This window comes from Paenibacillus glucanolyticus (assembly GCF_037333485.1).
Classification (GTDB): domain Bacteria; phylum Bacillota; class Bacilli; order Paenibacillales; family Paenibacillaceae; genus Paenibacillus_AQ; species Paenibacillus_AQ glucanolyticus.
Map to the genome: position 1 here is coordinate 2,165,839 of NZ_CP147845.1, position 25,279 is coordinate 2,191,117.

The 25,279-nt window shown below is 46.2% G+C and carries 19 protein-coding genes and 2 pseudogenes; 16 read left to right on the forward strand and 5 right to left on the reverse strand.

All coding sequences use genetic code 11. The annotated features are described in order from the left end of the window. Positions 1-46 precede the first annotated feature (46 nt). The 7 genes and pseudogenes from WDY75_RS10435 to WDY75_RS10465 all read left to right on the forward strand — a co-directional run bounded on the left by WDY75_RS10435 (position 47) and on the right by WDY75_RS10465 (position 5,398). Positions 47-1,309 (forward strand): LamG-like jellyroll fold domain-containing protein, encoded by a 1,263-nt coding sequence (locus WDY75_RS10435; protein WP_063480145.1) that lies wholly within the window; start codon positions 47-49, stop codon positions 1,307-1,309. 47 nt (positions 1,310-1,356) lie between these two features. Then, positions 1,357-1,641: pseudogene (locus WDY75_RS10440) on the forward strand (NUDIX hydrolase); the annotation flags it as partial. 116 nt (positions 1,642-1,757) lie between these two features. Beyond that, a complete protein-coding gene (locus WDY75_RS10445) occupies positions 1,758-2,306 on the forward strand; it encodes a YfiT family bacillithiol transferase (RefSeq protein WP_006211576.1) in 549 nt (182 codons plus the stop codon). 171 nt (positions 2,307-2,477) lie between these two features. Then, positions 2,478-2,984, forward strand: a complete 507-nt coding sequence (locus WDY75_RS10450) for a hypothetical protein (RefSeq protein WP_063480144.1) — start codon at positions 2,478-2,480, stop codon at positions 2,982-2,984. 17 nt (positions 2,985-3,001) lie between these two features. Then, complete coding sequence (locus tag WDY75_RS10455; RefSeq protein ID WP_063480143.1) at positions 3,002-3,697, forward strand: HAD family hydrolase; 696 nt, start codon at positions 3,002-3,004, stop codon at positions 3,695-3,697. A 45-nt stretch (positions 3,698-3,742) separates the two neighbouring features. Then, positions 3,743-4,648, forward strand: a complete 906-nt coding sequence (locus tag WDY75_RS10460; RefSeq protein WP_063480142.1) for an alpha/beta fold hydrolase — start codon at positions 3,743-3,745, stop codon at positions 4,646-4,648. A gap of 63 nt (positions 4,649-4,711) precedes the next feature. After that, positions 4,712-5,398 carry a class I SAM-dependent methyltransferase gene (locus WDY75_RS10465; protein ID WP_063480141.1) on the forward strand — a complete coding sequence of 229 codons (687 nt, stop codon included), beginning with the start codon at positions 4,712-4,714 and terminating at the stop codon, positions 5,396-5,398. Positions 5,399-5,478: 80 nt separating this feature from the next. Here WDY75_RS10465 and WDY75_RS10470 read toward each other — a convergent pair whose 3' ends face one another. The 4 genes from WDY75_RS10470 to WDY75_RS10485 are packed head-to-tail and all read right to left on the reverse strand — an operon-like array spanning position 5,479 to position 9,452. Then, a complete protein-coding gene (locus tag WDY75_RS10470) occupies positions 5,479-6,294 on the reverse strand; it encodes an ABC transporter ATP-binding protein (RefSeq protein WP_036641744.1) in 816 nt (271 codons plus the stop codon). After that, positions 6,294-7,325: a FecCD family ABC transporter permease gene (locus tag WDY75_RS10475; protein WP_063480140.1), complete on the reverse strand. Its 1,032-nt coding sequence runs from the start codon at positions 7,323-7,325 to the stop codon at positions 6,294-6,296. Before WDY75_RS10475 ends, WDY75_RS10470 begins: the two co-directional genes overlap by 1 nt. After that, positions 7,322-8,362, reverse strand: a complete 1,041-nt coding sequence (locus WDY75_RS10480) for a FecCD family ABC transporter permease (RefSeq protein WP_063480139.1) — start codon at positions 8,360-8,362, stop codon at positions 7,322-7,324. The genes WDY75_RS10475 and WDY75_RS10480 overlap by 4 nt, the downstream gene beginning before the upstream one ends. Further along, entirely contained in the window at positions 8,355-9,452 is a 1,098-nt protein-coding gene (locus WDY75_RS10485) for an iron-siderophore ABC transporter substrate-binding protein (RefSeq protein WP_063480138.1), read from the reverse strand. The genes WDY75_RS10480 and WDY75_RS10485 overlap by 8 nt, the downstream gene beginning before the upstream one ends. Positions 9,453-10,095: 643 nt before the next feature. Here WDY75_RS10485 and WDY75_RS10490 point away from each other — a divergent pair. The 6 genes and pseudogenes from WDY75_RS10490 (at position 10,096) to WDY75_RS10515 (ending at position 17,244) form a co-directional block, all read left to right on the forward strand. Next, entirely contained in the window at positions 10,096-12,135 is a 2,040-nt protein-coding gene (locus WDY75_RS10490) for an alpha-galactosidase (RefSeq protein ID WP_409348330.1), read from the forward strand. A 22-nt stretch (positions 12,136-12,157) separates the two neighbouring features. Further along, complete coding sequence (locus WDY75_RS10495; protein ID WP_063480136.1) at positions 12,158-14,773, forward strand: carbohydrate-binding protein; 2,616 nt, start codon at positions 12,158-12,160, stop codon at positions 14,771-14,773. A 141-nt stretch (positions 14,774-14,914) separates the two neighbouring features. Beyond that, entirely contained in the window at positions 14,915-16,558 is a 1,644-nt protein-coding gene (locus tag WDY75_RS10500; RefSeq protein WP_231888215.1) for a glycosyl hydrolase family 95 catalytic domain-containing protein, read from the forward strand. After that, complete coding sequence (locus WDY75_RS10505) at positions 16,527-16,856, forward strand: glycosyl hydrolase family 95 catalytic domain-containing protein (protein ID WP_231888213.1); 330 nt, start codon at positions 16,527-16,529, stop codon at positions 16,854-16,856. Before WDY75_RS10500 ends, WDY75_RS10505 begins: the two co-directional genes overlap by 32 nt. Next, positions 16,843-16,947 (forward strand): annotated as a pseudogene (locus WDY75_RS30735) (hypothetical protein); the annotation flags it as partial. The gene WDY75_RS10505 and the pseudogene WDY75_RS30735, both read left to right, overlap by 14 nt. A 90-nt stretch (positions 16,948-17,037) precedes the next feature. Beyond that, complete coding sequence (locus WDY75_RS10515) at positions 17,038-17,244, forward strand: glycoside hydrolase family 95-like protein (RefSeq protein ID WP_338842127.1); 207 nt, start codon at positions 17,038-17,040, stop codon at positions 17,242-17,244. Positions 17,245-17,530: 286 nt separating this feature from the next. Here WDY75_RS10515 and WDY75_RS10520 read toward each other — a convergent pair whose 3' ends face one another. Next, positions 17,531-17,767 carry a helix-turn-helix domain-containing protein gene (locus WDY75_RS10520; protein WP_063480135.1) on the reverse strand — a complete coding sequence of 79 codons (237 nt, stop codon included), beginning with the start codon at positions 17,765-17,767 and terminating at the stop codon, positions 17,531-17,533. 638 nt (positions 17,768-18,405) lie between these two features. Between WDY75_RS10520 and WDY75_RS10525 the strand changes: the two genes are divergently transcribed. The 3 genes from WDY75_RS10525 to avs4 all read left to right on the forward strand — a co-directional run bounded on the left by WDY75_RS10525 (position 18,406) and on the right by avs4 (position 25,276). Further along, positions 18,406-19,038: a hypothetical protein gene (locus WDY75_RS10525; protein ID WP_063480134.1), complete on the forward strand. Its 633-nt coding sequence runs from the start codon at positions 18,406-18,408 to the stop codon at positions 19,036-19,038. 783 nt (positions 19,039-19,821) lie between these two features. After that, positions 19,822-19,974: a hypothetical protein gene (locus WDY75_RS10530; RefSeq protein ID WP_156515088.1), complete on the forward strand. Its 153-nt coding sequence runs from the start codon at positions 19,822-19,824 to the stop codon at positions 19,972-19,974. Positions 19,975-20,524: 550 nt separating this feature from the next. Further along, positions 20,525-25,276, forward strand: a complete 4,752-nt coding sequence (gene avs4 / locus WDY75_RS10535; protein WP_063480133.1) for an AVAST type 4 anti-phage nuclease Avs4 — start codon at positions 20,525-20,527, stop codon at positions 25,274-25,276. Positions 25,277-25,279 lie beyond the last annotated feature (3 nt).

Sequence of the window (25,279 nt, forward strand, 5' to 3'; positions counted from 1 at the left end):
GTTTATATTAGATGCATCTCATGGAGAACGAGGTGATCTTGGATTCATGAATCAGGCAAACAACGTGATGGGCAACAATATCGTCAGGCTGCGAAAACAGCTTGGTATGACACAGGAGCAATTGGCTAATGGGCTGGGTGTCAGTTATCAAGCGGTAAGTAAATGGGAGAATGGGCAAACTTGCCCGGACATTATCCATATACCACTGCTGGCAGATGTATTTGGAACCACGATTGACGAGATATTTGGCAGATCCTTACATCCTATCGATTTACGAAGCGGCCTTGTTCTGGAATATTTGTTCGACGGTGATGTGCAGGATACCAGCGGGGAGGGGCGTCATGGACGGCTGGAGGGCGGGGAGTATGGTCCCGACCGCTTCGGCAGGAAGGGTGGAGCTTTAACGCTGAACGGCAGAAGTGACTATGTTCAAATGGATAAACCGCCGATGCTATCGAAGAATGCTTTCTCTATATCAGTATGGTGTTATTATGACGCACATCAGGTGCTGCGGGGGTGGCATAGCGCGATTGTCTCTCAGGACGGTCACCATCAGAACCGGGCGTTACAGCTCAGCACGAAGGATGAATACATTACGTTCCATGGTTTCCTGCGGGAGCCGGACCTGATGATGAATGCCAGGATTGTGAAGGAACACTGGTATCATGTGGTCCTGATCTATGAGGACTCCCGTTACCGAATGTATGTGAATGGCCAACACACAGCCGAACGATCAGGCAGCTTCACACCTTATCCTGACGAACCCATGTATGTGGGCAGAAAATCTACCGATGAACCTTACTTCTTTTTTCAGGGGCGCTTGGACGATCTGCGGATCTATAATCGTGCCATCGGGGAGCGTGAGGTTGAAGCACTCTATGTTGAGAATGGTTATAAACCTGTTCCTTTACATCATAATGAAACGTCGACCGACCCAATTCCTGTGCTGGATCGTCTGGATGACATCCGTATGATCTTCACGAAGGATACCATCGGGCTGGCGGCGGATTGGTACACTCGGTATTTAGGCTTCAAGATATTAATGCAGGATGAGGGCTTCTATATGTTGACGCTCTACAACAGTCCCAATCTGTTATTAGAGAGCGTGGACGAAACAAGAGAATTGGAATTAACGACGGCGGCTTCATTTATATTCAGAACCAATCGGGATATCGAAGAGCTGCATTCCTATCTGTCCACGGCCGGAGCAAGAATGGAACAGATTCGGGACGAGGGTTTTGCGTGGTTTTTGGATTTTAGGGACCCCTTTGGACGCGAATGGATGATTATGAGGGAGAAGAGTGGATAACGTCAGGGTGGGGCTTTATTTTAGAACATGTGTAAAGGTAGGGGACTATGACGAAGAAGGGTATCGTACTTGTGGTAAGCATTACTCTTTTTCAAGAAGATCAGGTGTTGATCATCCAGGAGAACAAACCCGTGGTACAGGATAAATGGAGCTTTCCGGGAGGGCGGATCGAGCCAGGGGAAGATATTGTTGAGGCAGCTATAAGAGAAGCGAAGGAAGAGACAGGTTATGATGTCAAATTGACAAGTACGACAGGCGTGTATCATTTTCTCAGCAGTTTGAATCATTATGTGGTTATGTTTCATTTTACAGGAGAAGTGGCGGGGGGCACTCGCTTGCCCTGTTTAACACGCCTTTGATTCTAACTTCCGGGTAAGTGCATATTCATATGTCTTAACTTGTTGCGTTGGTCAATGTTGTTCAGAAAACGTTGGGAGGATGTATAAAAGTGGATGCCATCCGTTATCCGATTGGTTCGTTTACACCTCACGAAGAACCCACTAAGGAAGAAAGGCAGCAGTTCATTGGGCAGATTCCTGCTATCGTACCGACCCTTCGGCAAATTATTATGAACCTGACTCCGTCCGAACTGGATGCCTCTTATCGGGAGGGCGGGTGGAGCATTCGGCAGATTATTCACCATTTGGCGGATAATGATATGAACGCTTATTTGCGTTTTAAACGCGCACTGACCGAGGATGAACCCATGGCGAGTTCATACCGGGAGGATTTATGGGCGGAGCTGAGTGATTACAGCGAGGTTCCCATTGAGAACTCGCTTACGCTGCTGGAAACACTTCATTTCCGTTTTTTAATTTTGCTCAAGGAATTAAAGCCTGAGGATTTCCAAAGAACCATGAGAACCCAAGTGCTTGGTAGCATTACCCTTGATATCGCGCTGCAGCGATTCGTATGGCATAACCGCCATCACATCGCCCAGATTACATCTATATCGAAGCGTGAAATGCGTAGTTTGTTAGAGGAGCGACGGCCATGAGCTGGAGGTCGGAGTATGCATATGGTGGAATTGTGTTTGATCTGGATAATAAAGTCCGTAAGAATTCGGGTTAATACATAGCTTGGAGGTGCACAACGTATCGCAGATCATAGAAATTACGTCTGGAATTCGCATGCCGCCGTTCTAGGGTTGGTCGTAGGAATATATGTTGTGATTTACGCCGCAGTTGTTATCCGGTTAATCTATCATTATCATATTGCGTTATCTTTTGTATCGGTATCGTGGGTGTCCTTACCCGTACTGCTGCTGTTGTTCATTCTGTATCGGATATCCAGAACAACATGGAGCATGTTACTGAAGCAGCATTATGCGTCTACCATCATAATCGGTGTACTGCTCCTATTTTTCTCAATCTACGCCTTAAGTTACAACCTGTCGTTGCAGCGTTTTGATTACAATCGATGGGTGGGTTATCCTGAGCAGCGTGCGCTGATGGTGAACGATTTTCTACAGGAGCATAACCTCGTGGGCTTAACCCCGGCGGAAGTGATGGATCTCCTCGGTGCCAGCGATAGTGCCAATCGGGCTGTCGATGATGATGATACAGTGGTGTATGATCTTGGCGCATTGCGTAGGATGGATTACAAGAGTGAGAAGCTCTTCATCTATTTGAATGAACGTGGTTATGTAAAGAGTTACGAGATCGTAACGAGGTAGGGGAAAGCGGGGTGTCTATGACAATAAAAGCGATAGTCTTCGATCTGGATGAAACGTTGACGGACCGAAGGGCTGCCATTGACTTGTTCATTCAGCGATTGATTACTCCATACTTTCCTGATTCTGATGAAGTGACCAAGCTTATGATAACCGAGCGCTTTAAGGAAGCGGATCAAAACGGTTACCGGGATAAACGGGAAGTCCACCAGATGCTGGTGCAGCATCTGCCATGGATGAAGCCGCCAACGGTAGATGAATACCTAACCTTTTTCAGAAATGAGATCCCCCAGTGTATTAAAGCAATGGATCAGCTGATTTCGGTCTTGGATTTTCTCAGATCCCAAGGCGTACGTCTCGGAATGATCACCAACGGTACCGTTAAAGTCCAGGAGGAGAAGATTCGCCATTTAGGCATTCGATCTTACTTCCATACGATTGTGATATCGGAAGAGGTGGGCATGAAGAAACCGGATCCCGAGATTTACAGAATCGCGCTTCAGCGTCTTCATACTCTGCCCTCAGAGACTTGGTATGTCGGAGATCATCCACGCAATGATATTGTCGGAGCATCACGGAGCGGCTTGCAAGCCATATGGTGTTCAAGAGATAGGGAACCATGGGATGACACTCTTGAAGCCAAGCCATATAAGACGATACATAAGCTGGAGGAATTGATCAGCATCTACACCCATCACCATGAACAACAAGAATAGCGATAAATCGTTAGTTAAGTTCAATTTCATGGAGGTGGACAGGGATTGCGACCGCGTTATAAAACCGAGAATGGACAACGGCTCATCTATGAATCCTATGATCGATTATTGGCAGGCTTGTCGGTTCCCCTAGAACAACAGAACATTCCTACGACATACGGCATCACTCACATTATAACGGCAGGCTCATCGGAGAATCCTCCCCTGCTGCTCTTGCATGGGACGGGAGATAACGCAGCCATGATGTGGGTCTATAACATGGAAGAGCTGTCCCAAGCCTTCTATGTCATTGCAATTGACAACATCGGCGGTTCAGGGAAAAGCGAACCGAATGACAATTACAGTCAGCCATTTGATCAGGCGAAATGGTTGGACGAAATCCTTGAGGCATTGCGGATCAACTCCGTATATATTGCAGGAGTATCCTATGGAGCTTATCTCGCTTATCATTATGCCCTTATGCGACCGGATCGTGTTGAAAAAATCGTATGCATGGCCGGCAGCATTGCCGGGAGCCAGCTAGAGGTTATGAGCAAAATGATGAAAGCTTTTCTACCGGAGGCCTTATTTCCTTCAGAACGAAATGCGCGGAAATTGCTGCGAAAGCTGTGCGGACCGCAGATCGCTCCATTCGAGGAACATCCCGAGCTTATGCAGCACTGGATCTATCTGCTCAAGTTCTTCAACAATGCATCCATGAGGCATCATAAGATTACGATTTTTCCTGCGGAAGACTTTCGTGTGATCCGGCATAAGGCCCTATTTCTCATTGGCGACCAAGACATGCTGAGCAACTATCCCAAGGCCATCCACCGATTGATTGATTATGGCATGATTTATCGGATCGTGAAGGATGCGGGACATGCCATCAATCATGAGCAGCCGGAGATTATTCATCGAGCAATCCAACAATTCTGTCTGGGTAACAACGATACACAAAACACCATGTAGGAGAGAGAAGAGGGACAATAATTTAACAGGACTAGCACTATTCTGACAGGAGTTGAGCACGCTATGGCGATTGATGATATATACAACAAACAGGCCGAAGCTTATGAGACCATGGTTAGCAGACAGCCTGATGTATCTGGTGTGATCCATGGAATCAGATCATATGAGGGATTGGACGTGCTGGATCTGGGAGCAGGCTCAGGACGATTGTCCATACCGCTTGCTTCTGACGTCAGCTCCTTGATTTGCACTGACATCTCACAGCCGATGCTGGATATTTTGGATGACAAGTTAGCTCACCTTCACCATACGCGCAATTGGACTACGGTGGTTGCCGATCATCGCAGCTTGCCGCTTGTTTCATCGAGCGTGGACCTGGTGGTGTCGGGCTGGACCATTAGTTATCTGGCTCATTCAAACCAAGAGAACTGCCGTCAGAATCTGGAGCAGGTGATGGCTGAGCTGCAGCGTGTCTTGAGGCCGGGCGGGACGATAATCATTCTGGAGACGATGGGAACCGGCACAGATACGCCGAACCCTCCTGACTTCCTAGTGGATTATTATGCACAATTAGAGCGTACATATGGATTTAACCATCGGTGGATCCGAATGGACTATGTGTTTGATACGGTGGAAGAGGCGCAGCAGTGCACAGGGTTCTTTTTCGGAGAGGAGTTATCAGATAAAATCCAGGCAAACCAATGGTCAACCGTGCCGGAGTGTGCGGGGGTATGGTGGAAGCATGTTTAAGGTTTGGAGACATGAGTTTGCATTCTTTAACTTCATCGCGAGAATTGGAAGCAGCCCCCGAGGGGGGGCTTGTTCCTTATTTAAGAAGGATGTGGATCACTCACATGATATCGTCCTTTGGGTACTACCAGAGGCGATCCCGAGACGGGGTCCGAGATCACTGTGCAATTAAGCCCGAAAATGTCTTTGACCAGCGTGCTAGTAATAACCTCGGTTGGCGTACCTTCAGCGACAAGCTTTCCTGTATCCAGCGCAAAAATATGGTCTGCATAACGCGCGGACAAGTTGATATCATGAAGCACCATGACAATTGTTGTTCCGTGTTTTCGGTTTAGATCGGTGAGCAGGTCCAGAATCTCGACTTGATACGTGATATCCAAAAAGGTTGTCGGTTCATCGAGAAACAAGATATCGGTTTGCTGCGCCAGAGCCATGGCAATCCAGACGCGCTGTCGTTGACCGCCAGAAAGCTCGTCAATATTATGGTTGGCAAACTCGGTTATATTCATAATGGTCATCGCTTCGGCAACAGCCTCGTGATCCTTCTTGGTCCATCCGCTCAGCAGCGATTGGTGCGGAAACCTTCCTCGTCCAACCAAATCCGCTACAGAGATCCCTTCCGGAACAATGGGGGACTGCGGCAGCAATCCTACCACTCGCGCCAATTGTTTGGCCGGGATTTTGCTGATGGGCTTGCCGTCCAGAGTAACGCTCCCCGATATGGGCTTGATAAGCCTGGCCAATGTTTTAAGCAGCGTAGACTTCCCGCAGCCATTGGATCCAATAATAACGCTTATTTTGTTGCTCGGGATAAGCAGGTCTACACCGTGAATAACTGCTTTATTATCATAGCCCGCTACGATTTGCTCACCTTGAAAAATAGGTGTCGGTTTCATTATAATTCCCCCTTTCGATTCATTCGGATTAACAGGAAGATCAGATAAGGCGCTCCGAGTAATCCGGTAATGATGCCTACGGGGAATCTGTACTCAAAAGCAAACTGTCCGATTAGATCTGCCGCCAGGACTAGATTAACGCCAACAAGGCCTGCCGGAAGGGCGTTCGAGGAGCCGGCGCCAACGAGTCTTTTGGCGATTGGTCCCGCCAGAAAGGAGACAAAGGCGATCGGACCGGTCGTAGCGGTAGCAATGGCAACCATGCAGACGGAACTCACAATAAGCGCAATTCGGGTCTTGTCCGTGTCCACGCCGAGAGAGGAAGCCGTTTGTTCTCCAAGCTCCAATATGATTAGATGTTTGCTCAGCATTATGACGATTGGCGAACAGATGATCACCGTAATAACCAGAGGCGGCAGCTCTTGCAATTGGGAGCCGTTGAGGCTGCCCGTGAGCCATCGGAGCGCTGAGGGAACATCTTTCTCGGAACTAACCAATAGAAGGTAAGAGATGACAGCGTCAAGCATAGCCTGAATGCCGATTCCGATCAGGATTAACCGTCCGATGGAGAATACCTTGCCTCTGGAGAGTACATAAATGAATAATACTGTGGCCAGGCCCGCAATGACCGCAGCCAGGGAAACGACAGCTCCGTTTGCATGAAGGATTACGATGCAAAAAACAGCTGCAGCGCTTGAGCCTGACGTAATCCCGATGACATTGGGGTTCGCCAGGGGATTTCGCAGCATGGTCTGGAACGTGAACCCGGCAACGCCGAAGGCAAACCCGGCAAAAAGACCCGCCAGCATTCTCGGTAGACGTATGGTACTTACGGCAAAAGAAACACCTTTGATTTGTTCTCCCGAAAGCGCTCGGATTACATCTTGAATCGGATAGATGGTGTTCCCGAGTAATAACATGGCACAGCACAGCAAACATGCAAGCACAGCAAGGAGACTGGTAACAAGGATCCAGCGGCGGCGTCTTTGACGTCGGCCCGCCATAATAAATTCCATAGAATGATTTGTCATAATGAACGCACTTTCGATCGCATCGCTAGTATGATTAAGATGGGAGCTCCTATAAACGCTGTAACTACACCCACTTCAAGTTCTCCCGGGTTGCCCATGAGCCGGCCGCCGACGTCGGATACCGTTAGAATGATGGCTCCGGCGATGGCTGACATCGGTATAACAAAACGTAAATCAGGTCCAAGAATAAGGCGTACGACGTGAGTGGATAACAAGCCGATAAAACCGATAGGTCCAGCCAGAGCGGTAGCGGCTCCGCACAACAGAACGCCAGCAAGCGCTGCAATAAAACGCAGGGTTCCTGTTCGTACGCCGAGTCCTGTCGCAACATCGTCTCCCAGTGCCAGCGCGTTTAATGCCGGGGCGGTCATAAATGCGATAATTACACCCACAATCAGAAACGGGATGAAGGTGCCAATCGCACTCCAGGTTGCCGAGCCAACGCTTCCCACTTGCCAGAACCTGAACTGGTCCATGACGTAAGAGCGTGGAATCATGATGGCTGTAACCAGGGAAGATAGAGCAGCGCTTACGGCGGCACCGGCCAGCACAAGCTTAATGGGCGTGGCTCCGCCACGCCCCATCGAGCCGATTCCGAATACAAACACTGCAGTAATCGCAGCCCCGGCTAAAGCCAGCCATATATATTGACTCGCGCTGGTGATGTTCAAGAACGCGATGCCGCACACCACAAACAGGGATGCACCTGTATTTACGCCCAATATACTGGGGTCGGCAAGTGGGTTGCGGGTGACGGCCTGCATAAGGGCTCCGGAAACGCCCAGAGCCGCCCCGCAAAACAAACTGAAAACGGTTCGGGAAACCCGTTTGCGGACAATGTTTGCCCCGAAGGAATCCACGTCCGGGCGAAATAAGCCGTCAATCAGCTCATCAAATCTCACGGGCCGAGAGCCAAACGCCAGTGAGGCTACCACGCTTGCACCCAGCAGGATAACACACATGACCAGAACCCATGTAAAATGCTTCGGGGTATTTGAGCGCAGCGTATTGTTGTTCGGAATCGATGAACTATTCATTTATCTGGTCAATAGCTCCGCCGATTAATTTCAGGTAATCATCGATGGTATAAGAGATCGACAGCGGATTTGGCGTTCCAGCCGCTACCAATGGTGTGTCGCTCTCAATAAACGCAACAGAACCTCTCTTGATTGCAGGGATTTTACCAAGCAGCGGATCGGCCTGAATGGCTTTCAACAGCTCGTCATTGCCATATCCAACGATTAGATCTGCATCTTTAAGGGCCTCAGCATTCTCTCCGCTTAAATTCAAGGAGTAGCTGTTCGGGTCCGTAATCTGTTTCGTGATGCTCTCAGGATAAACCATCCCGAGCTCATGCAGGAAAGATACGCGAGAATCCACGGGTGTGTATATATGTAGTTTAGACATATCTTCAGCGGAGAAGTTAACCCATACGACTTTTTTGTCTTTAATCTGAGGATAGGCGCTTAGTTTTTCTTTAATCATGTCCTCGGTGTCCTTAATGAGCTGTTCGCCTTCGGCTTCCATACCCATACCCATTGCGTTATAAGTGACTTGCTCACGCCATGTGGTTGCCCAAGGAGCGGTTGGATAAGCTACAACCGGAGCGATTTTGCTAAGAAGATCGTATTCTTCCTGGGTTATGCCGGAGTAAGCGGCAAGAATAACATCGGGGTTGGAGTCCGAAATAGCTTCAAAATCAAGACCGTCCGTATCCTGGAATACATTCGGGTCCTTGACGCCGAGCTCTTCGAGCTTCTTCGCAGTCCAAGGCAGAAGTCCGCTGTCATCCTGAACGCCGAAGTTCGCTGCCGAGAAACCTACAGGAACAACGCCAAGAGCGAGAACAACGTCGTGATTGGCCCATTGAACGGTAGTGATGCGTTCAGGCTTGCTCTCAATCACCGTTTCTCCAAGAGCATGTTTGATGGTGAGTGGATATTGAGTCTCTGTATCTGAGGAAGCGGGTGTTTCCGTACTTGGTGTTTCGGTGCTTGCTGAATTCGTCGCGGCCGAATCAGTTGCAGGTGTTGAGCTGGATTCCGGGCTGGAACAGCCCACTAATGCTACTGTAAGCACGAGCAGAAGTATTAGTGTTTGTAGTAAAAATTTACGGTTTGCCATCATTGAAATAACCCTTCCTTATTATGATCTGAGTTTGTAAATCGTCTATCTTGGAAAAGATGTATTCGCTTTCTGCTCCGGAGATCAAAATCGTAACTTTCGGGCCCTTGACAGTCATGATAATGATTATCATTTTCATCTTAATATATAGTCTCTTTTAGAGGTTGTCAATGAAAAAATTTGTCGTTTTATCACAAATCATAGGGGTTGTGATGGGATAAAAGATGGTTATGACGTTAGTGTTTTCACCATGATATCCTGTACATATGAAGTGAATATCATTTAGCGCATCTGCGCACGTTCCTTAGATGGAGTGTGCGTTTTTTTACGTTTGGAGGAGGAACTTCAATGATGGGTAACCAAACCACAGGTCGGCTGGGTTGGGTGGACTTAAAGACCCCCAGTGACACGACCAGAACGTTTTACGGATTCGTTAGCGGAAAGGGCCATATTGCATTTCAACAACGGCATCGTTCAAGAAACGTTACATCCCGATATGGATCGGAAGATCGTTGTATAGTAAGCGCTTTACCCACGCTTCTATAATGGTAGCAAGCTGCGAAAGGCGTGTTCACCAAACGGCTTCAATGCAGCACAGATGCAAGTGTAAAAAGGAGGCAATCTACAAGTGATAACGAATCGCGATATGGCCGTGAAGGTGGGGGTGAATGCCGATACTCACGTTCGGGTAACAAACGGCTTGATGGCCCTTGAAGTGGATCTGGTAAAAGGCGAGTACGCTTATGCAGGCAGCAAGGGATTTACACTGCAAGCCGTGCGCAGCGGCTTCCGGTGGCACGGCCGGGAATACCATACGGGGAATTATGACCGCCACGTTATGGCAGGTCAGCCCGAGAAGATTGAGGATGGATTCGGAACAGGCGTGCATGCCGTAATTCAGCATGAATCCGACCTGCTTCCTGGACTGGAGCAGCATTTTTACGTTTACGAGGGAGCTTCGTTCTTCATTTCCCGGGTCGTCGTCGTGGGGCAGGAGGAAATCAAGGTCAACCGCATCGCGGTTGTGAGCACCCAAGCGGTATCGAGCGGGAATGAGACGGTTCCGGATGAAGCGCTGCATGTGCTTCGCGTTCCTTATGATAATGACAAATGGGGGCGTTATCTGACAGAGACGGCTCCGCTGGAAACCGAGAGTTATGAAGTGACGGCCTTGTTCCAGCCGGATAGCCGGAGCGGGCTGATTCTCGGCTCGATCAGTCATGATGTGTGGAAGACCGGGATTCGCGTGAAGGGAGAGACGCCGAAAAGACTGAATGAACTTGAAGTGTACGCAGGCGCAGCGGACATCATGACCCGCGATTCGCAGCCCCATGGTCATGTGAGAGGTACGCGCATCGAATCTCCGCTGGTTTTTGTAGGGGATTATGACGATTACCGGTTAGGGCTCGAAGCGTATGGGGAAGCAAACACGAAGGTTGCGCCAGCGCTGACATGGGAAGGCGGCGTCCCGATGGGTTGGAACAGCTGGTCGGCGGCGATGAGCACGCTGGATTACGAGCTGTATACGGCGACCAGCGATTTTCTGAAACGGGAGGTCCAGCCGCAGGGTTTTCACAATGAGAACACGCTGTACATTAATTTCGATGCCTTCTGGGATCGGCTTACACCAGCCGAGATGGAGGACGCCTTGCGAAGGGTCCGCGAGAATGGGCACTTGCCCGGTACATACTGGACGCCGTTTGCGTTCTGGGGAAGTCCGGCTCAGTTTAGCCAAACCGTGGAAGGGACGGACGGCAAGTATACGTATGCGGATATTTTGCTGCGTGACCATCATGGGGAAATCTTGCCGGATATTGCAGGCGGACTTGCGATTGATCCTACGCATCCCGGGAATCTGGCCCGAATTGATTGGTACATGGATAAATTCGTAGCCGAGGGCTTTGAGTACATCAAGCTGGACTTCATGGCGCACGGGGCTCTGGAAGGCAAGCATTATAACCCGGATATTACGACGGGGATCGCTGCATACAATTACGGTCTATCATATCTGACGGATAAGCTCTCTCCTAAGCGTATCGGCAGACCGTTCTTCATCAACCTGTCGATCGCGCCGCTGTTCCCTTATTCCTATGCGCACAGCCGCAGAATCTCCTGCGATGTGTTCGGGACGATCCAGGACTCGGAATATTTGCTGAACTCGCTGACGCACGGGTGGTGGATGAACGATACGCTGTACCGTTTTAACGATCCGGATCATGCCGTGATCTATAAAAGCTTCAATCAGGACTCGACGACCCGTCACGAAGGGCGAAGCCGCCTGACCGCGTCCGTGATCTCGGGCACGGTGCTGCTGCTGGGCGATGATTTCCGTCATGAGGAAGCCGCATGGCGCGCCAAGAACTGGCTGGGGAATGAGGGGATCATCGAGATTGCCAGACTGGGCAGAACCTTTGTCCCTGTCGAGGGGAATCTGGGCAAACATGCTGCGGATACGTTTGTGTTGACACATCCAAGCGAAGCGGGAACGGCTTATATTGCGGTATTCAACTTCGATGGGGCCCAGTCCGCACAGAAGACCGTATCCTTGGCGCGCTGTGGGCTGGATGCTCACGCTTCTTACAAGGTGCTGGACGTGTGGGAAGATACGGTCGCTGAGGCCAATGAAACACTCGTGGTTGAGCTGGCGCCAGCCGAGTCGAAAATCCTGAAGCTAAGTCCAAATTAAGAAGATGAGGAGGAGAGGTTCAGTGAATATCCCAATACACAGGTTCTTCCGAAGGTCATTCATGCTGTTCTTATCGATTCTGCTTGCAGGTGCTGCGCTTGGAGGCTCACTGGCTGCGGCGGAGCAGCAGGAGACGGCGAGTACGACGGCGGGAAGCGTCCTATCTTACGAGGCGGAGTCCACTCCGAACACGTTGACCGGGAATGCGGGCGTTGTCGATTGCGGCTTTTGTTCAGGCGGGCAAAAGGTCGGCAATCTGTATGGCGGCTCCTCGCTGAAATTTAATCAAATTCAGGTCGATAAAGCCGGTGTCTACGATATGAATATGTTCTACATCTCCGGGGATTCCCGCGCGGCTTCGATCTCGGTGAACGGGGCGGAGAAGGAGAACTTCAGTTTTCCGAAAACAGCGGATTGGGACACGATGGGCACCTATAAGATTCAAATTGTCTTGCATCAGGGCAGCAACACGATTCTGTTCGATGACGCAGGCGGTTACTCTCCGGATCTCGACAAGATTGAGCTGAGCTATCATTCTGCGGGCGATGACGGATCAGGCAGCGATGAGAACATTGGCGATCTGGGCCGGCAAAAACAAGTCACTCCCTACGGCGGCTCCATCACCCTAACCGAGTATGCCAAGGGCTTCAAGGTATCCAATCCGACGTATGAGCTGATGTACAACACCTCAACCGGGTTGTCGCAGTTCAATTGGAACGGCCAAGCGGTCGCCAAGGGGTTATACAGCGAGATTGAACTCGACCAGATGGTGGCGAGCACCGATTACAAACATCACAAGTTTAACAAAAATCAAATTATCCCGTTTCAGGATGCAACCGGCGAGGGCATCAAGGTAACAGTCGTGAATGAGCACGGCGGATTGCCATCGCTTAGTCAAATCTATTACATCTATAATGACGGACCGTATTTACTTACGGAAACGGCAGCCTCACACAAAACGGAGCTATCTACGGCGAATATAGCACCCATTGCGATGGAAGCGAGGGGCGGCATCGATATCGGCAGCTATGACGATAACCGGGTTCTCGTCGTCCCGTTCGATAATGATGCGTGGTCCAGATATCAGGCGAAGACGATGAATACGGGTCTCAACAACGATCTGTACATCAGCTCGGAGCTTACAGCCATCTATGACAATACGAGCCGGAACGGCCTGGTCATCGGTTCGGTAACGCATGACACGTGGAAGACCGGCATCTATTGGAGCGGCTCGAATGATAAATTGAATACATTGCGTGTATATGGCGGATTTACGTCATCCACCTCCACGTGGGACACGATCCCGCATGGAAAAGTAACGGGCAAGCAGGTTGCTTCGCCTAAGATCATGGTCGGCTTTTTCGAGGATTATCGGACCGGTCTTGAGGCGTTTGGTCATGTGAATGCAGCCATCGAGCCTCCGTTAGCCTTTGGCGAGGATATTCCTCAAGGCGTTCCGGTCGGCTGGAACAGTTGGGGAGCGTATGACAGTGGTCTGAGTTACGACAAGACGGTTTCCGTCTCGAATTATTTCAGGGATCATATTCAGGATGAGTCTTTTAACAATGAAGGTCATATCTATATCAATCTCGATTCCTACTGGGATAATATGACCGATCAGCAGCTGAGCGATCTGGTTCAGGTGATTCACGGCAATGGACAGAAGGCGGGCATCTATTATTCGCCGTTTGTGTATTGGGGCAACAACATGGAGCAGGAAGTGGAAGGGACGAATGGTCAGTACAAGTACGGTGACATTGTGCTTCGTGATCCGGAAGGCAATGTGCTGCCAACGCTGGACGGTGCATACGCCGTCGATCCGACGCATCCCGGCGTGAAGCAGCGGATCGATTATTATATGAACAATTTTAAGCGCAAGGGCTTCGAATATATCAAAATCGATTTTCTAAGCCACGGGGCAATGGAAGGCAAGCATTATGATCCGAAGGTTCAAACCGGCATACAGGCCTATAACCAAGGGATGGCTTATCTGAATGAGGTGCTGGATGGCTCGATGTTCATCAGCGCTTCCATCGCGCCGCTGTTCCCTAGCCAATATGCGCACAGCCGCCGCATCTCCTGCGATATCGATGGCAGCCTTGGCAGCACGGAATACCAATTGAACAATCTGACGTACGGCTGGTGGCAGAACGGAACGATCTATCATTATACCGATCCGGACTACATGCACTTGACCAAGGGCGGATCGATAGAAGGAGCGCGTTCGCGCGTGAATGCGGCTGCCATCTCCGGCACGGTTTTCCTGAATTCGGATGATGTAACCGATACAACGGCCCGGCAGTACATGGAGACGCTGCTGACGAATCCGGAATTGAATAAGCTTGCGATGAAGGGCAAGGCGTTCCGGCCGGTAGAAGGCAATACGGGCACGCAGGCCGCGAACGTATTCGTGCTGGACGATCAGGGAACCCACTATGTAGCCGTGTTTAACTATACGCAAGTCTCGGCACAGCGCACCGTGGATCTCGTCCGGGCAGGTATTACGTCCGGAGGGTCGGCGTCCTATACGGTGACGGACCTGTGGAGCGGTGAATCCCGGACGGTAACGGGCACTTCGCTGGATGTGGCGCTGCAAGCGGCTGAATCCAAGCTTTATAAAATCGTCCCTAATCCATAACAAGTCGTCATCGATTCATTATGTACATCTACAAGTTCATCGCGGTTCTCGGCTCCATCCGGGGATCGCGATTTCTTGCTTTTGCTGTAAGGATAGTGCTTGTCTCCATACTGGAAAATCAAATGAAGAGGAGAAAACAACATGACAGATATGAAACTATGGTACACGAAACCGGCTCAGAGCTGGACGCAAGGACTGCCGATCGGCAACGGCCGAATGGGGAATGTGGTTCTGTCGTCCCCGCATCGGGAAGTCTGGAATATTACCGAAACCACCTACTGGTCCGGGCAGCCCGAGCCGGTCCAGGGCCGAAGCAACAGCCAAGCGGATTTGGAGCGGATGCGGCAGCATTTTTTCCAGGGTGATTATCGCGGAGGTGATCGACTGGCTAAGGAGTATCTGCAGCCGGAGAAGCTTAATTTTGGCACGAATCTGGGACTATGCCAGGTTATTCTGGATTTTGAGCAGAACACGAAGCCAGAGCCAGCCTTGGATTCTAGTGGAGAGGCGGAACCGCTGTTCCACCGGGAGCTGGATCTGGATGAGGCGGTTGTGCGTTCGGCTTGCGAGGTGGAAGGGATGGAGATGGCGCGGGAGGTATTTGCTACCCATGCGGATCAGGTGATGGTATCCCGGATACGGAGCCATGGTTCGTTAGGCGTGACATGCAGCATCTCGATTCAGGGGGACAACGGTCCTTTTCAAACCACGGTTACAGGGAAGGACACAATCGAATTCCAGGGGAAGGCATGGGAAAACATTCACAGCAACGGCGAGTGCGGCGTGTCCTGCCAAGGCTTGCTGCGCGTAGTGGCAGAGGGGGGGCAGTTGAGCGGCTCTGCTGGTACCCTTACGGTCGCGGGCGCGGCTGAGGTGTCGATTTATTTTGCGGTGAATACGGATTACCGTCAGGAGGGTGAGAACTGGCGAGCGAAAAGCGCGTTGCAGCTGGATCAGGCCATGCAGAAGGGATATGAGGCGCTGCGGACAGATCATCTTGCGGATTATCAGCCGCTGTATACACGCGTAAGTATGGATCTTGGAAGTTCGGTGCACTCCGGTCTGCCAACGGATGAGCGGATCGCCAGGTTCAAGGGGGGGCAGTTGGATGACCCGGCGTTGTTTGCACTTTTTTTTCAATATGGGCGGTTTTTGACAATCAGCGGTTCCCGCGAAGATTCTGTCCTGCCGATGCATCTGCAGGGGATATGGAATGACGGTGAGGCCAACAAGATGGCCTGGAGCTGCGATTATCACCTGGACATGAACACCCAGATGAATTATTTTCCGACAGAGACCGTGAACCTAAGTGAGAGCCATCGGCCGCTCATGCAGTATATTCGGGAATTATCCGAGGCTGGTCGCTCGGCAGCCCGACATTATTACGATGCTGATGGCTGGGTGGCGCATGTATTCTCCAACGCGTGGGGATTCGCGTCACCGGGGTGGGAAACTTCCTGGGGCTTGAACGTGACGGGCGGGCTGTGGATCGCCACGCATATGATGGAGCACTACGCGTACAGCCGCGACGAGACGTTCTTGGAGGAGCTGGCTTATCCGGTCCTGAAGGAAGCGGCGGCTTTTTTTATGGAATACATGACCGTAGATCCGAAGTATGGCTGGCTGGTGACCGGACCGTCGAACTCGCCGGAGAACAGCTTTTATACGGACAATCGGGAAGAAGGGAACCAGCAGTTATCCATGGGTCCGACCATGGATCAAGGTATTGGTCCGGGATTTGCTGGAGTTCTGCATGAAAGCCGCACAGACACTGGGCAGGGATGAGGAGCTTCAGCAGAAGTGGCAGACGGCGCTGGATCAACTGCCTCCGCTGAGGATCGGCAAGCAGGGGCAGCTGCAGGAATGGCTGGAGGACTACGAGGAAGCGCAGCCGGAGCACCGCCATCTGGCGCATCTATTTGCCTTGTATCCAGGTAGCCAGATCACGCCGCACCATACCCCGGAACTAGCTGCGGCCGCCCGAGTGACCTTGGAGAACCGGAACAGCCCGGGCCGACCTGGAGGATATCGAGTTTACCGCCGCCCTATTCGGTCTCTTCTACGCCCGACTGCACGATGGTAACCAGGCCGTCCAGCACATCGCCCACCTGATCGGGGAGCTAAGCTTCGACAACCTGCTCACCTACTCCAAATCCGGCGTAGCCGGAGCCGAGGCCAACATCTTTGTCATCGACGGCAATTTCGGCGGCACCGCCGCCATTGCGGAAATGCTGCTGCAGAGCCACGAAGGCGAAATTCATCTCTTGCCAGCACTCCCGGCCATGTGGCCGACGGGAAGTGTAAAAGGGCTGAAGGCGAAAGGGAACATTGAGGTGGATATGAGCTGGGAAGATGGGAAGTTGGTTGAGGCGAGGGTGAAGGGAAATGAGAGTGGGAGTGTGAAGGTGTTTTACGGGGGGAGGGAGATGGGGGTAGGTCTTGAGGCAGGGGGGACTATATTGCAGCCATAAAACTGGAAATAAAGTGTTTAGGTAGAATGAGGTGGTCGGTCAGTTTTAGGGAGTTGTAAAGCGCTGCGATGAAAGAGAAGACAAGGCGAAACTTTACACCCATTTAGATGTAATTCAAGTTTGTTGAATACGGTAGTTTAATTACACAAAAATGAGTGCTTTTTGAGGTAGTGAACTCGCTATGTTTCAAAATGTTATTCGGTTACTTAGGTTATGTTTGAATATTTACACACTGAACTGAAACAAGCTGATTTCCCTTGTATGAAGGGATATCAGTTTGTTTTTATTAATTTTGATAGCTTTCCATCTCATTTTCAACTAGCCCTACCAACTCAGCAGCCTTCATATCCAGCGCCGCAGCAATGGCAAGCAATGAATTTAAAGTTGGTTGGTGAATTCCTCGTTCCAGCATGGATATGTATGTTCGATCAAGATTACTGCGGAACGCCAGTTCTTCTTGGCTTACCTTCTGCTCCTTGCGAATGTTCTTTAATACTTGTCCAAAAATTGCTTCTAAGTTCAAGGCAATACCTCTTTTTGTAATCATTATCATTGTGTTTGCAATTATAATTCCACGGAGTATACTCTACAAAAAGATGTAAATATCTATTTTTTTATGATATGATCTGACTGGAAGTAGCAACATATACCAATCGAAGAGGAGAACGAATGAAATGAAGAATTGTCCGAATTGTGGAGAATAAAAGGAACAGCTGGATTCCTTGACAACTGCAAGAATTGATTTAAGGTATATTGTCTCCGTTATTTGCAGATGCCATTCAGCGAAAAGGTTAATATGAGAGTTGCATTTTTATAACCAGAAGTGAAGAGGAACGGGGCAAACGATGTGCGTCGTTGGATTTGGCTCTAGTGAACGGGCAAAGATCAAATTTAACGACATCTACTGAGTTTGAGTCCAGAACAAATCATTCGGATAGAGATAACCATAGAACAGTTTATGCCGGAGCAGACTCTAACCTGGATAAGGGAGAACCCTTGGGCAATCGGTAGGGATTGGGGATAACTGTCGTAATGCATTCAGTATAATTTCATTTTAATCAACTTGTTTCATGAGCTTGTAGTGTAGAAGACTTATAAATGAAGATACATAGCAAAATAGTTAACTATTTTAGCGGAAGAAATAGTGTATGAGGGTCAAGCATGTTGATAAGAACGACTCAAGAAAAATACCGTTTTATGGGAGGTGTAGCGATGGCAAATAAGTTTAGGTTTTCAGGCATAAACAGCCTTGGAAGTAATCAGGTTAGACTGGAAGGTGAACAATCGATGCCAGAACATCCTCAAAGTGAAAATGAGCAGATAAGTATTGAGTATCAGGCAGAAGAAGTTCAAGTTCACAAGGAGACAGGGCGAGAACAAACTCAACAAGAAAAGCAAGTCTCGGTTATGGAAGAATCAACTCCAACTGAGGCAGCTAATGAGAATTCAAATGAAAAGCCGATTATCCAAGAAAAGCAGGAAATCGTTCCTGAACAAGGGGATAGTAAACATCAGCAAGAAGATTCGTCACAGCAGGATGCAAATGCACAAGAGTTGAAGCAAGAACTAAATGATGGGAATGAAGAGAGGCTACTTGCCATTGAAGATATTGTAAAGCCGGGAAAATTCGGAGTAACGAACAACCAAATGATTCCGGCTATTAAGCAAGTGATTGCAGAAGGCTCAGTCGAAAAGCTGAGAATGCTTCGTTCCATTTACCTGTATTCCTTCGAGAATTCACTAAGGTATCTGAAGAAGTCGGAGAGGGAATTCATTCAAAAAAGCTTGAAATAGAACAAGCCGGAGCATGGATTGGTCATGCGTCCCGGCTTGTTTTTAATTCGTTAAGTTTTTTGTTTGTCTTGCGTAGAATGATGCACTTTGGGCAGAGGTATGTCTATCTCGGCGACATGCTCATGAAATCGCCGCGACGCTTTGTCGGATGGCTGATTCCTTTCCTTGATTGCATATTCATATTTTTTCATTGGTATACGCCTCCAAAATCATACAGTTGACATATTCGATGATGTGTCATCAAAATTCTTAACATTCTATTTGGAAGGCGGCAAAATATTAACACGTTTGGAGTAGAGCAACTTATGGACAGTAAAAAAATTAAACATGTTATTTAGGGGAATTACGGGATAATGGTGAATTTGAAGACGTTCTCTCGAACATAGGGATACTCTTCTGACCTTGGTCGAAAATCGAAACTCGTTCCAAACGTGGACAGGTGGAATTGGTTCCCGAAGAAGAGCGGATTAAAGTCATGGGAACTCATGAAAAGTTGAAACGCCGGAAGAACATGAAGCGATTATGGAGCGGCTGCTTAAGAATCGCATGTTGAACCCAAATTCAAGGCGTAGCATTTTCTTTTGTCAGGTTTGCTGTATTGTGAGAAATGCGGTTCTCGGATGAGTTTCGGGTAGGGAGAACAAGAAACAGGGGCAGCAATGAAGCGCATTATACTATGACCAGTACAAAGACGGCAGCAAATGTGAGCAGCGTGGTAAGTTAATAGATGCTGATTTTTTCAAAGCTCTGTATGATCGGAATATCCATGTTGATCCAAACATTTTGGAGGAGATTGAGTTCAATGGGAGCCGTTACAATGATACGCAAACGATCATCGAGGTTAAAGAGCAGGAGTTGAAGAGGCAGAAGCGAGCATTTGACAAACTGCATGAGTCTTCTGAAGAGGATATGATCACGAAGCAGGTATTTATATAGAGCGTAAAGCAGTTCGCTCAAGGCAGATTCAAAAGCTAGGGGAAGAGCTGAAGGATTTTGCGGAAAGTGGTAGTAGATGAGGGGAATTATCCGACTATGGAACAGATATAAGAGCGGATAGGTGAGTTTGGGAAGTTATGGAGCGCTTCGGTGACAAGTGAAGAGAAGAATCGGGCGTTGAAGAAGCTAGTGGAGCGGATATATATAATCGGGAAGGGAATCGGATGAAGTTGACGTTTTGTTATAAGTAGAAGCTAATACGGTTGTTGTCCTTTCCACCGAGTGAACACATGCAGAGTGATGAATGTTGTTGGTGAGTGAGTGAGGGAGTGGTACTTGAGCTACATTTACCTAATTACTCATATTAATCAGGCATCTATTGTTTCTATTTCTAAAAACAATTAGGTGCCTTTTATTATTTAGAATGGGGTTTATTTAACATTGTCATGTTCCAAAAGCAGGAAATATGTCGTTTGAACTCGAATTAAAAATTTGGTATCTATGATTAAAGTATAACAGCAGTTGACCTTTTCTAAGAGGGGGTATTAGTTTGTATCAAAACGTTAGCATCAATTGGGATGTTTTTAATTATAAATTTTCAGGAAATACCCGAAACGCATTTGAACAATTGGCATATATTTTGTTTTGTCATGAATTTGGTAGACCATTCGGTATTTTTAGATATTTTAATCAAACTGGTATTGAAACAGAAGTGATTCAAGTGGATGAAGATATTATTGGGTTTCAAGCAAAATACTATGATGCCAATATTACTTTGTCCAATAGAAAAGCTGACCTTATAGCTGCGATAGATAAATCAAGACAGAGTTATCCTAATATTACGCGAATGCTTTTCTATGTAAACAAGGAACTAGCTTTAAGTAAAAAGAAAGGACAGCACAAACCTCAGTATCAAATTGAAATCGAAAATCATGGAAAGCAATTTGGTATCAACATTGAGTGGCGAGTTAAAAGCAACTTCGAAGTAAGTCTTTTCAGTCCTGAAATGACCCATGTAAGGGATTTTTTCTTTAATCCAAATGAAGGTATTAAAGGATACTTAGATCATATACAAAGGCATACTAAAACTATTGTAGGTAATATAAATTCCACAATTCAAAATAATGGTGTGTTGACTAAAATTGAACACGATGATTTTGACTTAGACTCATTTATTGGAGATGAAAACAGTAAGTACCTAATAATTTTTGGAAATGGTGGATCTGGAAAATCTGGATTAATTAAAGACAGTTATACTAATGTTCCAAATGAAATCCCGTTTTTTGTATTTAAAGCTACAGATTTTGAAGCTGTAAATATTTCAGAATTCTCCAGGAAATTTGGAGACTATACTTTTGAAGACTTTCTCAGCATGTTTAACGATGACGACAAAAAAATATTTGTTATTGACTCAGTAGAGAAAGTTTTTACAATGAACAACAAGGATGTTTTAAAAGATATTATACGGTTGCTTGTGAACCACGGGTGGAAAATCATTTTTACTATTAGAACGGTCTATAAAGATAATTTCATAAATTACGTTTTACGTTTATCAGAGTATCAAGAATATGAAGTAAAAGACATTACAATCAGCCAATTGGAACATATCTTTACTCGACATACTATTTCGTTGCCCTTTGATATTAAAATAAAAATACTGTTGTGTAATCTATTCTATTTGCAGGTATATATGAATACCACGCATTCTCAAGGTGAGCTTAATGAAACAATTGAAGATTTTAAAGAACGGATATGGAATGAAAAAATCAAAAATATTGTGAATGCAAAAAACAATATTCATTTAAGACGTGAAACTGCCATTTGTAAAATGGTTTTTGTTAATGCGAACAATGGAACGTCATATTATATTCTTTCGAAAGACGAAGACCATGAAGCGATTAGTGCACTTGAAAATGATGAGATCATTGCCTTTGATAGTATCTTTGACGGATACTATTTAACTCATGATGTTTATGAGGAATGGGTATTAAAACGCGTAATTCAGAGTGCTTTCACCAAAAATCACAGATTAATAGATTTCTTTTGTAGTATTGGAAACAGCTTGATAATGCGAAAAATGTTTCGGTTATGGATACATGACCAGATCGATATGGATGCTGTTAGGCTATCTACTTTTTTAAACGAGGCATTAGAAAACGATAATTTGGATTCAATCTGGAAGGATGAGATATTGATCTCATTAATGAACGATGAAAGACAATTAAATACTTTGTATTTGGTGGAAAGCATGTTCAATAACGATCAATTTTCTTTGTTATTGCGCGCAGTTTTCTTACTAAATACAGCATGTAAAGTTATAGATGTACAGGTTTTAAATACGTTACTCACTCAAGAGGAGCAAAAAACTTTTAATGTTTATAGATATACAAAACCATCTGGAACAGGCTGGGCTTTTATATTTAAATTTATTAATGATAACTTTGATCGCATTTCATGGGATGCGAAAAACATTATGACTGTAACAGATTCTTTATCAACATGGGTAAATAACCATAAAACTGGTATTGAAACAAAACATGCTGGTCTTATTGCATTGAATTTTTACGATATCATTAAGTCATCTAACCACCTGGGCTATACCCTTCGAGATAGAAAATTGAAGTCTATTATAAGTGTTATACTTGGAAGTGCACTGGAAACCCACGTAGAGTTAACACATATTCTTCAAGAGGTCATAGACAACGAAGAAAATGATCATAGATCGAAATATTATGACTTGAGTACACAATTGTTGGAAGGTGTTGTGGATAGTTACGCGTTATGCGAAGCGAATCCAGATATAGTTATAGGACTGGCGAATTGTTTTTGGAAAAGAAACGATAAGGAATCTGAATTTCCAAGGTATTATCGCCGTGATAGTATAGAAGATGCTTTTGATGTGAATTCCGATACACAACATGATTTTTATCCTACAAGTGCTCACCACACTCCGATATTTCAGTTACTAAGGGTGTCACCTCAAAAAGCAATCGAATTTATAATAGATTTTTTTAATCATGTTACAAAAAGTTATTCCAATTCGTTTCTTGAAAAAGAGTACAACGAATGCAGCACCATATATATCAATTTGCCCAATGGGAAAGTTATTGAGCAGACTGCAAGTAGCAGGCTTTGGCTTATGCACCGAGGTACATCAACGGCCCCTAATTTACTTGAGTCTATGCTTATGGCGTTAGAGAGATGGCTTCTATTTTTCGTGAAACAAGCAGACAGAAATCAAGCTGAAGGTGCATGTTACGAATTATTGTCAAAATCACATTCTGCCGCGATTACGTCTGTCGTAGTCAGTGCAGTAATATCATATCCCGAAAAATTATTTGAGATTGCCTGTATACTGCTGAAAACTAAAGAAGTATTTGATTTCGATGTTGAAAGATCCGTACAAGAAAATCATGCAAATCTTTTTCGAGGACTGCCATCTAATAAACTATATGATGACGAAAGGATAGCTTCAAACAATCTAGACTTTAGAAAGAAAAAATTCGAAGATATCATTTTGGAGTACCAGTTTCAGAGGCACGATCTTGCTGAATTAGAGTTCTCTGAAAGAGTAAAGACCCTTTATCAAACTATCGATATTGCTTTTTCTGATATACCTGATGAAGATACTTTATCTCGATTTGTTTTGCATCGGATCGATTTAAGAAAAATGAACTTTGATACAGATGCAGCTATCGAGAAGAATGGGACGACGTACATTCCTCTGGTTTCTGATTTGCCAGATGATCTTAAGGAGATTAGCAGGATAACAAAAGAGCAAACGGATACTTTATATAAGCATACACCAATGGCAATTTGGGCAAAAGCAAGGTTTGAGAATGATGTTCAAAGTTACAATAAATATAGTAACTTTGAAGAGAATCCCTTGATAGCGCTTGAAGAAATGAAAGAGATTTTATCTGAAAAAAATACATCAGATTACAATTATCTGACTAGAAGCGCTCCCGTATATGTGTCTGCTGTATTAGTAAGAGACTTTCCTTATGTTCTTACAGAAGATCAACGGAAAGATTGTGAACAATTTTTAACTTTGTACTCAAAATTTACGATACAGCAACAACGGAATTATCAAATTGGTGATGGATCTGAAGCCGCCATTGCATCACTTCCCATAATAATTAACGGTTATAAACAATCCGTTCAAGGGACATTGGATGAACCAGCAGTTATTTTGCTCGCTCTTCTTATGGATGTGGGTGATTTAAACAAAGCGGCAGTAAAAAGCTTTTCTTCTAAAGCCTGGGAAATATGTCGGTCTCATGCTGAGCAATTGTTTGTGGCATATATTAGACTAAAACCTGAGTATGATTTAAATGTATTAGTATATAACGGTATTTCACCAATCAAGTTTTTAAAAAAGAAGAGGAAAGTTATCAAAAAACTTATGAACTCTACACCTAATATTAATGATCTAGATTTCTCTAAATTGGGTGAAAATGCACTTCTAACCGCGAGCATGCTGTTATCTCCTTCAATTGAATCAACACATGCTATTTTAAAACAGGTGGGGCCAATAACATGGCAATATCTTTTTCAAGAGGATCATTTAAGGGATCGTAATGTTCATCGATCTTACAAACTGGAAAGTGCCTATATAGACTGGTTGGCAAAGTATATCTTTAATTTACCAAATGCTCATTTACGTCAGAGTTTAATCAGAGATTTTATCCCATATATAACATCTTCTGATTATATGGAACAACTTCTTTGTGAAATAACGGTTCTACAAGACAACGTTAAACAGGACGAAGTTTTTTGGGATATATGGGATAAACTGTATGTACCGATAGTGAACCTATGCGAAAAACAAATGGAGAATGATAAAAATATTAATCGAGAACGTTATTATGGACGAGGTTTAGATGAAATTGTTACTACGTATGCTCTTGCATTTCCTTGGTGGAATAAGGATATGAGATCTTGGCATACATTAAAACCAAACAATACTATTTTTTTCAAGCGTTTGGCAACAGATATAGGATATAATCCAGTTATCTTATATGCTGTTTCGAGAGTTCTCAATACCATTGGCTATAATTATATTGAGGAAGGCCTGAATTGGCTGTTTATAATCATAAAAAATAATCCTCATCTAAAGCAGATAGTTCTACAAGTAAACACCGAATATTATATTGAAGAGTTTATGCGTAGATATACCATGCAATTTGAAGCTGATATTAAAAAATACCCTGAAATACGGGAGAAAGTCATATGTATCCTTAGTTTTCTAGTCGATAGAGGATCAACAAGTGGTTTTATGTTGAGGGAGAGTATTGCGTAAAAG

Bases quoted from the DNA above. Each gene is read 5' to 3' on its own strand.
- WDY75_RS10500 (WP_231888215.1), top strand. From the start codon at position 14,915: ATGACAGATATGAAACTATGGTACACGAAACCGGCTCAGAGCTGGACG.
- WDY75_RS10505 (WP_231888213.1), top strand. From the start codon at position 16,527: ATGAAAGCCGCACAGACACTGGGCAGGGATGAGGAGCTTCAGCAGAAG.
- WDY75_RS10485 (WP_063480138.1), bottom strand. From the start codon at position 9,452: ATGATGGCAAACCGTAAATTTTTACTACAAACACTAATACTTCTGCTC.
- WDY75_RS10490 (WP_409348330.1), top strand. From the start codon at position 10,096: ATGGCCGTGAAGGTGGGGGTGAATGCCGATACTCACGTTCGGGTAACA.
- WDY75_RS10480 (WP_063480139.1), bottom strand. From the start codon at position 8,362: ATGAATAGTTCATCGATTCCGAACAACAATACGCTGCGCTCAAATACC.
- WDY75_RS10525 (WP_063480134.1), top strand. From the start codon at position 18,406: ATGTTGATAAGAACGACTCAAGAAAAATACCGTTTTATGGGAGGTGTA.
- WDY75_RS10475 (WP_063480140.1), bottom strand. From the start codon at position 7,325: ATGACAAATCATTCTATGGAATTTATTATGGCGGGCCGACGTCAAAGA.
- WDY75_RS10455 (WP_063480143.1), top strand. From the start codon at position 3,002: ATGACAATAAAAGCGATAGTCTTCGATCTGGATGAAACGTTGACGGAC.
- WDY75_RS10470 (WP_036641744.1), bottom strand. From the start codon at position 6,294: ATGAAACCGACACCTATTTTTCAAGGTGAGCAAATCGTAGCGGGCTAT.
- WDY75_RS10465 (WP_063480141.1), top strand. From the start codon at position 4,712: ATGGCGATTGATGATATATACAACAAACAGGCCGAAGCTTATGAGACC.
- WDY75_RS10435 (WP_063480145.1), top strand. From the start codon at position 47: ATGAATCAGGCAAACAACGTGATGGGCAACAATATCGTCAGGCTGCGA.